Source organism: Arthrobacter sp. SD76, from assembly GCF_049726125.1.
GTDB classification, from domain to species: Bacteria; Actinomycetota; Actinomycetes; order Actinomycetales; family Micrococcaceae; genus Arthrobacter; species Arthrobacter nitrophenolicus.
Genome location: NZ_JBNBLR010000002.1, coordinates 200,028 through 215,024, shown reverse-complemented (window position 1 = coordinate 215,024; position 14,997 = coordinate 200,028). Strand labels below are relative to the sequence as shown.

Below are 14,997 nucleotides of genomic sequence, written 5' to 3'. Positions count from 1 at the left end.
CGGGACAGACCGGAATCAAGGTCCGTCATCGCAGCCCCAGCGGCATGACGGAGTGGAAAGACCCCGGCCTGCGCACCAGTTTGCCCGTCCTCCCCCAGCTTGTAGCCGTTCTGCACTCCGCCGTCGGACGCGGCGTGCAGGCCACGCAGATAGGGCTCGGCGTTTCTGGCCTCACCGGAGACGCGGACGACGCTGCGCGAAAGCTCATGCTCGCGGCCGCCGAGCTGGGTGCAAGTTCGGTCACGCTGGCCCACGACTCGATCACCGCATTCTTGGGTGCCCTCGGCGACCACCGCGGTTCCGTGGTGGCTGCAGGAACCGGGGTGGTCACGCTCGCCGTCGGCGCGAGGGAGGTGGCCCGTGTTGACGGGTGGGGCAACATCATTTCCGACGCCGGCAGCGGGTACTGGATCGGGCGCGCCGCGTTCGAGGCAGCGCTCCGGGACCACGATGGACGCGGCCCCTCGACCATCCTCTCCGAGGCAGTGCGCGCCGAGTTCCCCGACCTCGAGGGGCATGCATCCTGCTCCAGGCGGATCCCGACCGGGTGCGGCGGGTGGCCGGTTACGCGGGCGTCGTCGCCGAGGCAGCTGAGTCTGGCGACGCGGTGGCCGACGCTATCCTGCGCGCGGCTGCTCATGAACTAGCGCACTCCGCAGTCACCAGCTTGACCCGAGTGGGGGAGGCCGGCCAGCCCGCTCCCCTGATCCGGGGCGTGGGCGGTGTGTTCGGCTCGTCAATCCTCGCCGCCGAGTTCATTGATGCGGTTATCGCTGCCCTACCTCGGGCCGATGTTGCCATCGGCCGCGGCGATCCGCTCGACGGCGCGGAGACACTTTTGAACGTCACCGCACAAAGCGCCCTGTCACCCCACTTGGCGCGGGCCACCGCCGCTTCACCCCTTCTCGCACGATAAGGACCATCCATGTTCGTCTCATTGGACAACGATCCACGCCCCTACGACTGGGGTTCCATGACCGACATCGCCGAGCTCCTTGGCCGGAAACCCTCGGGCAGGCCCGAGGCCGAGCTGTGGCTCGGCGATCACCCCGGATGTCCAGCGCGGATCGTAAACCCTGCGGCGGTGGGCGGCCACCGTACACTCGCTGACTGGACCACAGCCGAACCGGAGGCAGCGCTTGGCACGGCGAGCGGCGGACGCCTCCCCTTCCTGCTCAAAGTCCTTGCCGCCGCGACCCCGCTCTCCCTCCAGGTACACCCCACGATCGAGCAGGCGCAGGCGGGGTTTGAGCAAGAGGACAACGCGGGCATTTCTTTCGACGCGCCGCACCGCAATTACCGGGACGCCAACCACAAGCCGGAGCTGATCGTGGCGCTCAGCGATTCCTTCGAGGCCCTATGCGGTTTCCGGGCCATCGAAGAATCGCGTGAAATCGCTGCGAGACTGGTGGAGCTCGCGCGTGACACGGGCGTCTCGAGGACCGGACTTTCAGAGCTCGCATCCTTGCTGAAAAGCTCGGAGTCGCCAGAGGCGGCGGTGAAGTGGCTGCTCGGCGAGAATCCGGTCGTCGCGGAGCTCACGGCGCTGGTCGAGTCCGGGCTGGTGCCATCCGGACTGCCCGATCACCCGGAAGTCCTCCCGCTCGTAGCCCGACTCGCGCTGCAGTACCCGGAGGATCCCGGCATTGCTGTCGCCCTCCTGGCTCAACCAGGTTACGATCCGACGTGGCGACGCGCTCTACCTGCCGGCCGGCAACATCCACGCGTACCTGGGTGGCCTCGGGATCGAGCTTATGTCTGCGTCGGATAACGTGCTGCGCGGTGGTCTCACGCGCAAGCACGTTGACGTCACCGAGTTGCTTTCCGTCCTCGACTTCACGCCAAGTCCGGTTCCCCACCTTCGGGCCACAGTTCTGTCCCCGGGAGTCGAGGAGTTTGCCCCCGGCGTGTCCGACTTCCGGTTGCTGCGTGTGCGGCTCGGGACCACCGGATCCGGCACCTCTGCCTCCCGCGTCGGGATCGCAGGCCCAGCCATCATCCTGGCCGTAGCTGGGGAAGCCACGGTGGCAGGTTGCGTCTCATCTGCAACAATCGCCCGCGGCCAGTCCCTCTACGTGACGCCAGACGAAAGCGTGCTCGAGCTCTCCGGCTCCGGGGACTTTTTCATCGCCACGACCGGGGAACAGCATCCCGAATGCTGGGAAGACACTGAGCGCGTTGAGACAACGACGACGACAATCGTGGCCGACCGTCGCGCCGACCTCGACTCCGCGATCGATGCCGCGGTCGCGGAGGCGATCGGGGTGGCACGCACCGAGGGACGGCGCGGCATCCGCGTGACCCGGCAGAACGACCGGCAGGTTACCGTGGAACTCACTGCAGCGGTGCCCTTCGGGCTCACCCACGTCGAAGACCTCCGCGGCCTGCTGTGAACGGCCGCAGCAGCTCACTTGTTCCGGCGCCCGGCGCTACTACACCTTAAGCACCAGTTCCCGAAAGGATATCCATGCCCCGCTTCGACCTCGAGGGCCACGAGCTCCGGGACTACCGTCCCGACGTCGCCGAACCAGCAGACTTCGACGCGTTCTGGGACGCGACACTCGCCGAGTCCCGCTCGACTTGCCCGCCCCCCGGTCCTCACACCATTTACCACGCCACTCACCACCGTGAACGTACTCGACGTCGAGTTCAGCGGCTTCGGAGGCGACCCTATCCGGGGATGGTTCCTCACACCGTCAAACGCCGAGGGTCCGCTGCCTGCCGTCATCGAGTACAACGGATACGGTGGTGGGCGTGGGCGCCCGCACGAGCGGCTGGGTTGGGTGTCGGCAGGGTACGCGTACTTTTTTATGGATACCCGCGGGCAGGGCAGCGTGTGGGGCACGGGCGGTGGCACGGCGGACCCCCACGGCACTGGCCCGTCGGCGCCGGGGTTCATGACGCGCGGCATCGAGGATCCGCATGACTACTACTACCGCAGGGTGTTCACGGACGCGGTCCTGGCCATCGACGCCGTGAGGTCCCTGACAGGTGTGGACCCGGACCGGGTCGCAGTGGCCGGCGGAAGCCAGGGTGGTGGGATCGCCATCGCCGCCGCTGGGCTCAGCCAAGGCCTGATCGGGGTGCTGCCGGACGTCCCGTTCCTATGCCACTTCGAACGGGCCGTGGGCCTTACCGACGCGGACCCGTACCAGGAAGTGGTCCGGCACCTGGCCGTACACCGCAACGCCGCAGAGCAGGTTTTCTCGACGCTGTCTTATTTCGACGGAGTGAATTTGGCAAAGCGCGCAACTGCACCGGCACTGTTCTCGGTCGCGCTTATGGACATGATCTGCCCGCCCTCGACGGTGTATGCGGCCCGCAACGCTTGGGGCACTTCGGCCGACGCAGGCGCACAGGCCGACATCGTCGAGTACGCATTCAACGGACACGAAGGCGGCCAAGGCATGCACTGGGACCGTCAGGCTGAGTGGCTCGCGGCCCGCCTTGAGTAAAGTCTGACAAATGTAGATTTGAACACGGCTTCGCGGCGGCGTCGGCACAACGGAGACCGCAATTTTCCGTTGTCCAGGTCACCAGCGGCAGAGGTTCAGTGACTCGTCCAGAGTACCGATTCGCGCGGGACTAGCTATGCCGCGGGGAGTGGCATGATCAGCAAGTCGGTGCGCTTTCCTTGGAATACCACAAGACGTCCTGCCGATCGTAAAACGGTAGTTTGTTCTCCTTGTCCTTCGGCAGACATTTAGGGGGACATTTCTGCCACAATTCTCTGAAAACCCCGTCCAAATTCCCCTATTCGCCGCGACAAACCGAGCGTAGACATTGTTGCGACAAATTATGGGCCTCATTGTCGTACCGCTTGATAATCAGGCTGGAAACAAATTAGGATTCCGTACACCACGCGATGTGATTCGGAACACAACTTCCCCATGCTGTTTGATCAAAGAAGCTGCAGCACTTTCCCGGGGACGGATATCTATTGGTGGGATCTCAAACTACAAGGAGGTAAGCGCTGTGCATTCAACTTCATTGGCGGGACATAAAAAGGCCCGGTTGAATCTGGAGATACGGGTCCGCCGTGAACGGGGCCGGCTGCAATGAGGAAAAGCCACCGTCACCAGGACGCGGAAACCCCGTCCATATTTTCGCATGCAATGTCTCGCCGTAGCGTGGCAGTGCTTGGTGCCACGGCCATCGTTGTTACGGCAGTCGGCCTGCCGGCAGGCGCAGCAACGGGTGTCCCTTTCAAGAAGCAATCAATCGCGTCCGTGAGACTGGTCGACGATGCCGCTACTTCCGATACGCGCTCCTTGTTCGCGTATCTGGGTCAGATGGAGGGCCAGGGAATCCTGTTCGGCCACCAGCATGACCTCAGCGTGGGCTTTACCTTCACCGAACCAACTGGCCAGTTATCTGACACTAAAGCGGCCGTGGGAGACTACCCCGCGGTATTTGGTTGGGACACCCTCATACTTGAGGGCCATGAGCGTCCAGGCGTTTTCGGCGGCACGGAGCAGCAGAATATCCAAGCGCTCACCTGGGCTATACAGCAGGGCGATGCCCGGGGCGGAATCAATACGCTCAGCTCACACATGCCGAATTTCGTAACAGGCGGGAATTTCAACGACACCGCCGGGCAGGTAGTCACGAATATTCTTCCTGGCGGATCGAAGAATGCCGAGTTTACCGGTTACCTCGACCGGGTGGCCGCTGCAGTTAAAGCCGCGAAACGCGCCGATGGCACCCAGATTCCGGTCATCTACCGTCCATGGCATGAAAACAACGGCGGCTGGTTCTGGTGGGGCGCTGGACATGCCACATCGGCACAGTACATCGAGCTGTACCGCTATACGGTCGAGTACCTTCGCGATACCAAGCAGGTCCACAATCTGCTTTACGCATATTCGCCGAACGCAAGCTTTGGCGGAGACCCTACCGGGTACCTCAGAACTTATCCGGGTGACGCATACGTAGACGTATTGGGCTACGACGCATATGACGGCACCGCCGGATCAACTGCATGGCTGAATTCAACCGTGAAAGATCTTGGCATGGTTGTTCAGTTGGCGCACGAACGTGGAAAAGTTCCCGCGCTGACGGAATTCGGCGAATCCGGTGACGAGGGACGGATCCGCAATGGTTCACACACCTGCTGGATGCCCTAAAAGCTGACCCGCAGGCACGCCAAATAGCCTACATGCTGACCTGGGCCAATTTTGGCGGCGCCAACCGCGCCTATGTCCCGTACCCGGCGATTGGCGCCAACCCCCCGCACGCGCTCTGGCAAAACTTCGTCGCCTACTACAATGATCCCTACTCGATTTTCGCTTCCAACCTTCACGATGTGTTCTCCATTCCTACGACAGCGGTAGCCAATCATCCGCTGGTTCATCTGGTAACGCCCACGGATCGCCAGCGCGTAACGTCGACCCAAACCACCATCCGAGCACGTGTTGCTTCGGGGAAGGCCAGCAAAGTCACGTACTCGATTGACGGGGGAAGCCCCAAAACCATGGAGCTTGACGAGCAGGGCTTCTATTCAGCACTTTGGTCGATCGATCCGTCATGGTTGAACAACCGGTCAGTGACTGTCACCGTATCCGCGAAAGTGCAAGGACAAACCCTTACCGACACCGCTAAAGTCCTGCTGGGTGAGCCCACCCAGCTGCCCGCCGGTTGGGTTGACAACTTTGAGGGGTACGCCGGCGACGACATCACATTAAGCGAAACGTACAGTCACGTGAATTCGAACAGCACCACGCTTTCCGCAGAGCACAAGAAAGCTGGCGCCTACGCCCTTGCCTATGGGTATGACTTCGCCGATGCCGAGTACACCGGCATCGGCAAGACCGTGGAGGGAGACTGGTCCGCTTTCACATCCATGGCCATGTGGCTGCAAGGAGACGGAACCCCCAACAACGCAACACTGCAGATCGTTGCAGACGGTGTCTACTTCGAATACACGCTTCCCCTCAGCGGAACCGCGGGGCAGGACATCGAGGTTCCCTTCGGGTCCTTCCACCCAGCGCCATGGGACACTGCCCACGCCGGCGCAGTCCTCGACGCAGCCCACCTGGCAAAGGTCTGGGCCTTTAACCTGTACCTCGGCCACGCAAGTGGTGCTCCCACTACCGGTGTCGTCTACGTCGATGACATCAGAGCTCACTAACGAAAAAAAGCTAACAAGGAGAACTGAGAATTCGCAGTGATCTGCGAACTCTCAGTTCTCCTGATGAACTCTCTCCTTTCCTTGCTGCAGTCAGTGATGCCCTTGTCTACGCCGAATCACCGCAGCTATAGACCCAGGAGTGACAGATTTTTTTCGTGCAGTTTTCCGCCCCGGCCCCAACCAAAGACAGATCAGGCAGAGCACAGCCTGAGGATTAAGCCCGGGTAGGTTCCTGCTCTGTGAGAACCGAATCCGGACTCACGCCTATGCCCGCGCCACGACACATACCGCAGAAAGTTCTTCGATGTGACCCCCACTACCACCCTCGCCATCGACGCCGGTCAATCCTCGATCCGTGCCCGGCTGCTGACCGGTCCCCAGGTTCAGCACCAGTGGGATTTTCCCCCGCTGATGAACCACAGTTCGCTGCTGCCCCAACTCGTGGGTGTCGTCCGGTCCGTTCTCAGCGAACAGCCCGTCCCGCAGGTCAGGGTGGCAGCGGCCCTATCCGGGCTGACGCCCGCCGATGCGAAACCGGAAGCGGTTCTGCTGGCATGCAAGGACCTCGGCGTGACAACAGTCCACCTCGCGCATGACTCCATTTCGGGTTATCTGAGCTGCCTCGGCGGCAAACGAGGATCAGCCATTGCCGCCGGCACTGGCGTGGTAGCCCTGGCGACCGGCGAGGCCGGCTACTCCCGGGTCGATGGATGGGGAAACATCATGGGCGATGCCGGCAGCTGTTACTGGATCGGCAAGGCCGCGCTGGACGCAGCGATCCGCGCACACGATGGCCGGGGGGAACCTACCGCGATTCTTGAACTGCTCCAAAAGGACTTCCCGGACGTCGAAGCAGCCTACATCGAGATCGAGTCCAACCCGGAAGGTATTTCCTTCGTGGCCTCCAAGGCAGATAAGATCATCGACCTCTCGGACCAGGACGGAATCTCCGCCCGAATAGTCGATCACGCCACCGACGAACTCGCGCTCTCCGCTGCGGCGAGCCTGCGCGGCAGCGGCTGGGAGCCCGAATCCAGCCCATACATCAGCTGGGCGGGAAAAATCCTCTCCAACCCCAGAATTTCTGACCCGCTGCGCAGGAAACTGCAACAGGCTTGGCCCAACGCCTATTTGGTGGCGCCGCGGGGCGAACCTCTGGACGGGTCGCCCAGTTCCCGGACCTGCCGACTGACCACCCGCTTCACCCGCTGCTGCACGTCGCCGCCGCCGAACGGCTGCACTGGCATAGCCCCGGACCGCACTCCTCACAGGAAAGACGCACACATGGCAATCAGTGACAAGCCCCTTGCCGAGCTCGTTAACTACCGTCCCGCCGTCCGGGGGCCAGGGGATTTTGATGACTTCTGGGAAGCAACGCTAAAGGAAGTGCGCACTTTTGACCTGAATGTCCGCGCCGTTCCGGTGCAAATGCCCTACGAAACAGTGGACATCTTCGACGTCAGCTTCAGCGGCTTCGCCGGCGACCGGATCAACGCCTGGCTCACAGTACCTCGCGGTGTTCCCGGACCACTGCCGGCCGTAGTCGAATTCATCGGCTACAACGGCGGCCGTGACCTCCCCGGTGAAAGCCTGCACTGGGCCAGCGCGGGTTACGCCCACCTTCACGTCGATACCAGGGGCCAAGGTGCTGGCTGGGGTGGCGGAGGATCGACGAACGATCCCCACGGGTCCAGTCCGAGCGTTGCCGGATTCATGACCAGGGGAATCAATGACCCACTGGAGTACTACTACCGGAGGGTCTTCACGGATGCCGCCCGAGCTGTCGACGCCGCCCGGGAACTGCCGGGCGTAAACCCCGGCCAGGTAGCCGTCCACGGTATCAGCCAGGGCGGTGGCATAGCGCTGGCCGTATCAGGACTGGTCCCCGACCTTGCCGCGGTCATGGCCGATGTTCCGTTCCTCTGCCATTTCGAGCGCGGCGTTGAGATCTGCACCAACGACCCCTTTGGAGAGATCACCCGCTACCTCTCCGTGCACAGGGGTCAGGCGGAGTCCGTGTTCAATACGCTCTCCTACTTCGACGCCGTCAACTTCGCCAGGCGTGCGACAGCCCGCACCATGTACTCGGTGGGACTCATGGACGTCATTTGCCCTCCGTCGACGGTGTACGCGGCATACAACCATCACGGAAGTGAAGAGAAAAGCATCATCAACTACCCCTTCAACGACCACGAGGGCGGCCAAGGCCACCAGCGAAAGGCCCAGATGGAGTGGCTTCAGCGGTGTGACGTGTTATGACAGCATCAATACTCACAGGGGCACTGGCGGAGGGTGGCAGGCGCCCATTCCGCTCATTACTGGGCATACTGCGCCCACACTGGCGGCAGCTGAGCCTCGCCGTCGTCGTCTTCGCCATGAAGGACTGCCCACTGTGGATCCTGCCCATCCTTACAAGCAACATCATCGATATCGTCGTCTCCGGAAAAGGCATCGGAGGGCTCTGGGTCAACTTTGGGATCGCCGTGGCACTTCTGGCCCAGAACTATCCGACCTCGCTCGCTTTCGTCCGGTTGTTCAGCACGACCGTCCGCAGCGTGGCCGCGGAAATACGCAATGCCTTAACCTGGCGCCTGCAGGAACTGTCGATCGGTTTCCATAGCCGGAGCAGTTCATCAGTCATACAGACGAAAATCGTCCGGGACGTTGAAAACGTCGAACTGATGCTGCAGCAGTCCGTCGGCCCCGGCATGTCAGCGATTTTCGTGTTGCTCGGAGCGGTGATAACGACCGCCTTGACGGTACCGGCGTTCGTACTGGTCTTCGCGGTAACAGTCCCGGTCGGGGCTCTGCTGGTGCGGCTGCTCCAAAAGAGCGCCCACGACCGCAACGAGCACTTCCGCCGTCAGGTGGAAAGTCTGTCAGCCAGAGTCGGCGAGATGGCCTCCCTCATGCCCGTAACGCGGGCACACGGACTGGAACAGGTCGCAGCGCTTCGAGTGGCCAGCAGCACTGAAGACGTCCGGGACGCCGGTCTGAAGCTGGACCGGCTCAACGGCCGCTTCCAGGCTGCTGCATGGATTGCATACCAGATCCTTGGAGTGTGCTGCCTTGTCCTGGCGGCCGTGGTGTCGATGACAGGAATCATCCCCGTCACGCCCGGGCAGGTCGTGCTTATGGCCAGCTACTTCGCCATCCTGACCGGCGGCATCACCACGCTGCTGAATCTGGTGCCGACTCTCCTGCGGGGAGGAGAGTCCATCCGCTCAATGGCAGAAATCATGCAGGACCCTGACATTGAGCGCAATCAAGGCAAAGCTCCGGTCACCTCCGCCCGCGGCGACCTGCGCCTGGAACGCGTGCGGCTTTCCTTCCCGGCATCCAAATCCCCCGCGCTCGATGACATTGACCTGCACATCTCGCCGGGGGAAACGGTGGCCCTGGTCGGCTCTACGGGGTCGGGCAAGTCGACGCTGCTCAACGTGGCTCTGGGCTTCCTTCGGCCAGGGTCCGGCAGGGTGCTTCTCGACGGTCAGGATATGGAAATCCTGGACCTCCGCACATACCGCAATTTTGTCGCCATCGTTCCCCAGGAGCCCGTACTCTTCGAGGGCTCCATCCGCGACAACGTCACATATGGCCTCGAACAGGCGACCGACGAACGCGTGCGCGAAGCACTTGACGGGGCAAGCGCATCAGCCTTTGTGGCAAGACTTCCCCACGGCTGGGATACCCATGTAGGCGAAAGAGGCGCCAACCTATCAGGTGGCCAGCGCCAGCGCATAGCCATCGCCCGAGCACTGATCAGGAACCCCCGCGTCCTGTTCCTTGACGAAGCCACAAGCGCTCTCGACGTCGAATCAGAAGCCGAGGTGCGTGACGCACTCAGCCGCCTAATGAAGGGGAGAACCACCCTCGTCGTCGCCCACAGGCTCGCCACCATACGTTCCGCTTCAAGAATCGTGGTTCTTGAGCGGGGCCGGATCATCGAAGAAGGGACCCACCGGGAACTCCTAGACCGCAACGGAAAATACGCCCGCATGCACCATCTTCAAAGCGTCTGACCACAACACACCCCCCTCGCACATATTGTCCAGTTCTGCCGCGAGATCGGTCAGCAAGACGCTTTCGCACCCTTCCGAGGCCGGGAATTCACGCCACCCATCATTTCCGGCCGTCCCGCATGTGCTTTGAGTACATACCGACCTGACGTCGGAGCCGCCTGATCAGGTACATTTTCGGCTCCGGCAACCCAAAACGACGCAGTATAGGAAACTCATGTCTTACTCGCTTCAGCTCTACACCCTGCGCGACGCCATCGCGGAGGACCTTCCCGGCACCATCAGGAAGGTCGCGGAGATCGGCTTCACCCAGGTTGAGCCGTACAACTTCGTGGCAACGGCGACGGAACTCGGCACAGCCCTGAGGGAGAACGGACTCACCGCGCCCTCCGGCCATGCACCTCTGCTGAGCCAGGACCAGGACGAAATCTTCGCGGCCGCAAAGGAACTGGGTATCACCACGGTCATCGACCCCTATCTTCCGGCCGAGCACTGGCAGAACGCGGAGGACATCCGGGCCACGGCGGAGAAGTTGAACGCCGCGGCAAAGAAGGGCGCCGGATACGGCATTCACGTGGGCTACCACAACCACCAGTGGGAGTTGGAGTCCAGCATCGAGGGCCGGACGGCGCTGGAGTTCTTCGCGGACCTGCTGCACCCGGAGGTGGTGCTTGAGGTGGACACCTACTGGGTGGCCGTCGGCGGCCACGACCCGGTGGACGTCCTCACCACTCTCGGCGCCCGGGTGAAGTTCATCCACATCAAGGACGGAGACCTGACCACGGACACCAAAGCCCAGCAGCCTGCCGGACAGGGCAAGGTCCCGGTCCTGGACGTCATCGCAGCGGCGAAGTCCCTTGAGGTGGGCGTGGTGGAGTTCGACGACTACTCCGGCGACATCTTCGACGGCATCGCCCAGTCCCTGGCCTACCTGAACGCAAATGCCACCGAAGGAGCCTCCGCGTGAACACCACCGCAGCAGCGCCGTCCGCGTCGTCACGTAAAGGCCCGGTCGGTGTCGGTGTCATCGGTGCCGGCAACATCAGCAAGCAGTACCTGGACAACCTCACGGCCTTCCCCGACCTGAAGGTCCATGTCATCGCCGACCTCTTCGAAGACGCGGCAGAGGCCCGTGCCAGGGAATACGGCGTCGCCGAATGGGGCGGGCCGGAGAAGGCACTGAACCACCCCGACGTCGAGATCATCGTCAACCTCACCATCCCGGCAGCCCACGTCGAGGTCGCCACCGCCGCCGTGAACGCGGGCAAGCACGTTTGGACCGAAAAGCCCTTCAGCCTCGACCGCGAATCCGGCCTCGGCCTGCTCAAGGCCGCCGACACGGCCAGAATCCGCCTGGGCACGGCACCGGACACGTTCCTGGGCGCAGGCCTGCAAACCGCCCTCCGCGTTATCCAGCGCGGTGACATTGGCACGCCGCTGACGGCGATGACCACGTTCCAGACGCCCGGCCCGGAATCCTGGCATCCCAACCCGGCGTTCCTCTTCCAGTACGGCGCCGGCCCGCTGTTCGATATCGGCCCGTACTACCTCACCACCCTCGTGCAGGCGTTCGGCTCCATCCGGAAGGTCGCCGCCGTCGGGTCAAAGGCCAAGGACGTCCGCGTCATCGGTTCCGGCCCCAAGGCCGGTGAGGAGTTCAGCGTGGACGTGCCTACGCATGTCTCCGCGATGGCGCAGTTCGAGTCCGGAGCCTCCTCGCACAGCGTCTTCTCCTTCGAATCCCCCCCGCGTCCGGATGGGTTTCGTGGAAATCACCGGCACCGAGGCCACCATCTCCCTGCCCGATCCAAACTACTTCGACGGCGACATCAGGCTCTGGCGCGCCGGAGATGAGGACTGGACCACCATCCCTGCCACCGGCCCGGCGAACGGCCGCGGCATGGGCGTCCTGGACATGGCCCGCTCCCTCCGCGCCGGTGTCCCGCACCGCGCCACCGGTGAGTTGGCCTACCACGTACTCGACACCATGGTGTCCATCTCGGAAGCTATCGACTCGGGCACGTTCGTCAACGTCGAAAGCACAGCCCCGGTATCGACCGCCCTCCCCGAGGACTGGGCCCCGGATACCGCAACCCTCTAGCGAAGCAGGAACACGCCATGACCACACCCGCAGAACCGACCGACCCCCTGGCCTCCCCGCAAACCCCACTGGGCGTGGCTGCCATTGGCTACGCCTTCATGGGGAAGGCCCACTCGAATGCGTGGCGGAACGTGGCCAGCTTCTTCGATGTCCCGGCCTTCGAGCAGAAAGTGCTCGTGGGCCGGGACGCCACCGCCGTCGCCGAAGCCGCGGCCACCTACGGCTGGGCCGAGTCCGCCACTGACTGGCGCTCCGTCATCACCAGGGACGACATCCACATCATCGACATCTGTGCCCCGGGCTGGATGCACGCCGAGATCGCCATCGCAGCCTTGGAGGCCGGCAAGCACGTATTGGTCGAAAAACCCCTGGCCAACACCCTGGCCGAGGCCGAACTCATGACCGCAGCCGCCGCCAAAGCGCGCGCCAGGGGGGTGCAGTCCATGGTTGGCTTCAACTACCGCCGCGTCCCGGCCTTGGCCCTTGCCAAGGAGCTGATCGCCGAAGGCCGCCTCGGTACGGTCCGCCACATCCGCGCCGCCTACCTGCAGGACTGGCTCGCCGATGGCCAGTCACCCATGACCTGGCGGCTCCGCAAGGAAACCGCCGGCTCGGGCGCCCTCGGTGACATCGCCTCCCACGCCATCGACCAGGTCCTCTACCTCCTCGGCGACCTGGTCACCGAGGTCAGCGGGCGGTTGAACACCTTCGTACCGCAGCGCCCCGGGGAGAACGGCATTGAGAACGTCACGGTCGACGACGCCGCCTGGGCGACGTTGTCCCTCGCCTCCGGAGCCATCGCCTCCGTGGAGGTCTCCAGGGTTGCAACGGGACAGAAGAACAGCCTCAAACTCGAAATCTACGGTGACAAGGGCACCATCCTGTTCGACCTCGAAAACCTCAACGAACTGGGCTTCCTCGACGCCACCGCCCCGGTCCGGGAACAGGGCTTCCGCCGGATCCTGGTCAGCGAACCCGAGCACCCCTACCTGGCAGCCTGGTGGCCGCAGGGCCACATCATCGGCTGGGAGCACACCTTCACCCACCAGGTCCGGGACTTCCTCACCGCGGTCAAGGACGGAACCCCGCCCTCGCCCTCGTTCGAGGACGGCCTGAACGTCCAATACATCCTCAACGCCGTCGAGGAATCCGCCGCCGCCAAAAGTGCCCTGATCCAGCTGCCACGCACCACAGCGGCCGCCGGCACCACAGAAGGAGCCTGACCATGCCCCGCCCGTTTACCCTGTTCACCGGCCAGTGGGCAGACCTGCCCTTCGAGGAAGTCGCGCGTTTGGCCTCGGGGTGGGGTTATGACGGCCTTGAGATCGCCGTGTCCGGTGACCACCTGGACGCCTGGCGCTGGGACGAACCGGGCTACGTCGACTCCAAACTCGAGATCCTGGACGAGTACAACCTCAAGGTCTGGGCTATCTCCAACCACCTCACCGGCCAGGCCGTGTGCGATGACCCCATCGACTTCCGCCACCAGGCCATCGTCCGATCCAAAGTCTGGGGTGACGGCGACCCCGAAGGCGTCCGCACGTGCGCCGCCGAAGAAATGAAACACACCGCCCGGCTCGCCAAGGCCCTGGGCGGGACACCGTCGTCGGCTTCACCGGCTCCGCCATCTGGCAGTACGTCGCCATGTTCCCGCCCGTCCCCGAAAAAGTCATCAACGCCGGCTACCAGGACTTCGCAAACCGCTGGAACCCCATCCTGGACGTCTTCGACGACAACGGCGTCCGCTTCGCCCACGAAGTCCACCCCTCCGAAATCGCCTACGACTACTGGACCACCGTCCGCACCCTCGAAGCGATAGGCCACCGCGAAGCGTTCGGCCTGAACTGGGACCCCTCCCACATGATGTGGCAGGGCATCGACCCCGTCTCCTTCATCTGGGACTTCAAGGACCGGATCTACCACGTGGACTGCAAAGATACCAAGATCCGCCAGACCGGACGCAACACCGTCCTCGGCTCCCACCTTGCCTGGGGCGACCCCCGCCGCGGCTGGGACTTCGTCTCCGCCGGACGCGGCGACGTCCCCTGGGAAGCATCCTTCCGCGCCCTGTCCGCGATCGGCTACACCGGCCCCATCAGCATCGAATGGGAAGACGCCGGCATGGACCGCCTCCACGGCGCCCCCGAAGCCCTTGCCAACCTCAAAAAGTACGACTTTCCGCCGTCGAGCACGTCCTTCGACGCCGCCTTCAGCAGCAAAGACTAGGAGATCCCCGAGACCGTGGACGCCGACCTCGATGCCACCGACTACACCTTTGGCTTCGACACTGCCTGCACATCGCCACATTCCTTTTGGCTAGGTGCTTGTGGTGTTAGCCACCCTCAACTACTCAGGTTGCGACTGAAAGTCAGGCCAAACCTGACGATAAGGTGGCACCAATCTGACACCAAAGCATGTCTACCGAAAGGAGCTTAACGGAAGATCCGTGTACCCCAATTTAGTCGGGACCGCAGCGAGGGACCGCTGTTCTAAGGTGGCGCGGTTACTCCTTCCCGGGGCCGCGGCAATGTAAAAATCCGACCACTCGTGGGACGATGGGACGCGCGAGCCGGTGTGCGTTGCACCACCACTTGCAGGGTGTTGGCCAAACGGACACGGGCCCGGGTGGGTTTACACCAGGGCTTCAGCGTCACGGTGAGCGGGTGGTGGGTTGACCGATGAGCCTGAGAGGTCGCATTCGTATCGGTGGAACCAGTTTCGGCCTTCTCCACATCAGGGTTCAGTGA

General features: G+C 63.2%; 10 protein-coding genes and 3 pseudogenes. All 13 read left to right on the top strand.

Annotation, left to right across the window (positions count from 1 at the left end):
- Nucleotides 1-44 precede the first annotated feature (44 nt).
- The 13 genes and pseudogenes from ACPEE0_RS22800 (at nt 45) to ACPEE0_RS22740 (ending at nt 14,476) form a co-directional block, all read left to right on the top strand.
- On the top strand, nt 45-647 hold the full coding sequence (locus ACPEE0_RS22800) for a BadF/BadG/BcrA/BcrD ATPase family protein (protein ID WP_424575533.1): 603 nt from the start codon (nt 45-47) through the stop codon (nt 645-647).
- Nucleotides 648-667: 20 nt separating this feature from the next.
- Nucleotides 668-916, top strand: a complete 249-nt coding sequence (locus ACPEE0_RS22795) for a hypothetical protein (RefSeq protein WP_424575532.1) — start codon at nt 668-670, stop codon at nt 914-916.
- A 9-nt stretch (nt 917-925) separates the two neighbouring features.
- On the top strand, nt 926-1,771 hold the full coding sequence (gene manA, locus ACPEE0_RS22790) for a mannose-6-phosphate isomerase, class I (protein WP_424575531.1): 846 nt from the start codon (nt 926-928) through the stop codon (nt 1,769-1,771).
- A complete protein-coding gene (locus ACPEE0_RS22785) occupies nt 1,755-2,393 on the top strand; it encodes a hypothetical protein (RefSeq protein ID WP_424575530.1) in 639 nt (212 codons plus the stop codon). The genes manA and ACPEE0_RS22785 overlap by 17 nt, the downstream gene beginning before the upstream one ends.
- 74 nt (nt 2,394-2,467) lie before the next feature.
- Nucleotides 2,468-3,455, top strand: a pseudogene (locus tag ACPEE0_RS22780) (acetylxylan esterase).
- A 774-nt stretch (nt 3,456-4,229) separates the two neighbouring features.
- Nucleotides 4,230-5,126: a glycosyl hydrolase gene (locus ACPEE0_RS22775; protein WP_424575529.1), complete on the top strand. Its 897-nt coding sequence runs from the start codon at nt 4,230-4,232 to the stop codon at nt 5,124-5,126.
- A gap of 32 nt (nt 5,127-5,158) precedes the next feature.
- Nucleotides 5,159-6,130 carry a carbohydrate binding domain-containing protein gene (locus tag ACPEE0_RS22770; protein WP_424575528.1) on the top strand — a complete coding sequence of 324 codons (972 nt, stop codon included), beginning with the start codon at nt 5,159-5,161 and terminating at the stop codon, nt 6,128-6,130.
- A gap of 306 nt (nt 6,131-6,436) precedes the next feature.
- The gene (locus ACPEE0_RS22765; RefSeq protein ID WP_424575527.1) at nt 6,437-8,389 is read left to right on the top strand and encodes an acetylxylan esterase; all 1,953 of its coding nucleotides are present in this window, start codon (nt 6,437-6,439) and stop codon (nt 8,387-8,389) included.
- Nucleotides 8,386-10,152 (top strand): ABC transporter ATP-binding protein, encoded by a 1,767-nt coding sequence (locus ACPEE0_RS22760; RefSeq protein WP_424575526.1) that lies wholly within the window; start codon nt 8,386-8,388, stop codon nt 10,150-10,152. Before ACPEE0_RS22765 ends, ACPEE0_RS22760 begins: the two co-directional genes overlap by 4 nt.
- Nucleotides 10,153-10,366: 214 nt before the next feature.
- Nucleotides 10,367-11,116: a sugar phosphate isomerase/epimerase family protein gene (locus ACPEE0_RS22755; protein WP_424575525.1), complete on the top strand. Its 750-nt coding sequence runs from the start codon at nt 10,367-10,369 to the stop codon at nt 11,114-11,116.
- Nucleotides 11,113-12,250, top strand: a pseudogene (locus tag ACPEE0_RS22750) (Gfo/Idh/MocA family protein). The gene ACPEE0_RS22755 and the pseudogene ACPEE0_RS22750 overlap by 4 nt, the downstream one beginning before the upstream one ends.
- Before the next feature lie 17 nt (nt 12,251-12,267).
- On the top strand, nt 12,268-13,473 hold the full coding sequence (locus ACPEE0_RS22745) for a Gfo/Idh/MocA family protein (RefSeq protein ID WP_424575524.1): 1,206 nt from the start codon (nt 12,268-12,270) through the stop codon (nt 13,471-13,473).
- 2 nt (nt 13,474-13,475) lie between these two features.
- A pseudogene (locus ACPEE0_RS22740) lies at nt 13,476-14,476 on the top strand (sugar phosphate isomerase/epimerase family protein).
- Nucleotides 14,477-14,997: the final 521 nt, after the last annotated feature.

Coding starts and splice junctions, on each gene's coding strand:
- ACPEE0_RS22800 (WP_424575533.1), top strand. CDS start 45: ATGACGGAGTGGAAAGACCCCGGCCTGCGCACCAGTTTGCCCGTCCTC.
- manA (WP_424575531.1), top strand. CDS start 926: ATGTTCGTCTCATTGGACAACGATCCACGCCCCTACGACTGGGGTTCC.
- ACPEE0_RS22785 (WP_424575530.1), top strand. CDS start 1,755: ATGTCTGCGTCGGATAACGTGCTGCGCGGTGGTCTCACGCGCAAGCAC.
- ACPEE0_RS22770 (WP_424575528.1), top strand. CDS start 5,159: ATGCTGACCTGGGCCAATTTTGGCGGCGCCAACCGCGCCTATGTCCCG.
- ACPEE0_RS22760 (WP_424575526.1), top strand. CDS start 8,386: ATGACAGCATCAATACTCACAGGGGCACTGGCGGAGGGTGGCAGGCGC.
- ACPEE0_RS22755 (WP_424575525.1), top strand. CDS start 10,367: ATGTCTTACTCGCTTCAGCTCTACACCCTGCGCGACGCCATCGCGGAG.
- ACPEE0_RS22745 (WP_424575524.1), top strand. CDS start 12,268: ATGACCACACCCGCAGAACCGACCGACCCCCTGGCCTCCCCGCAAACC.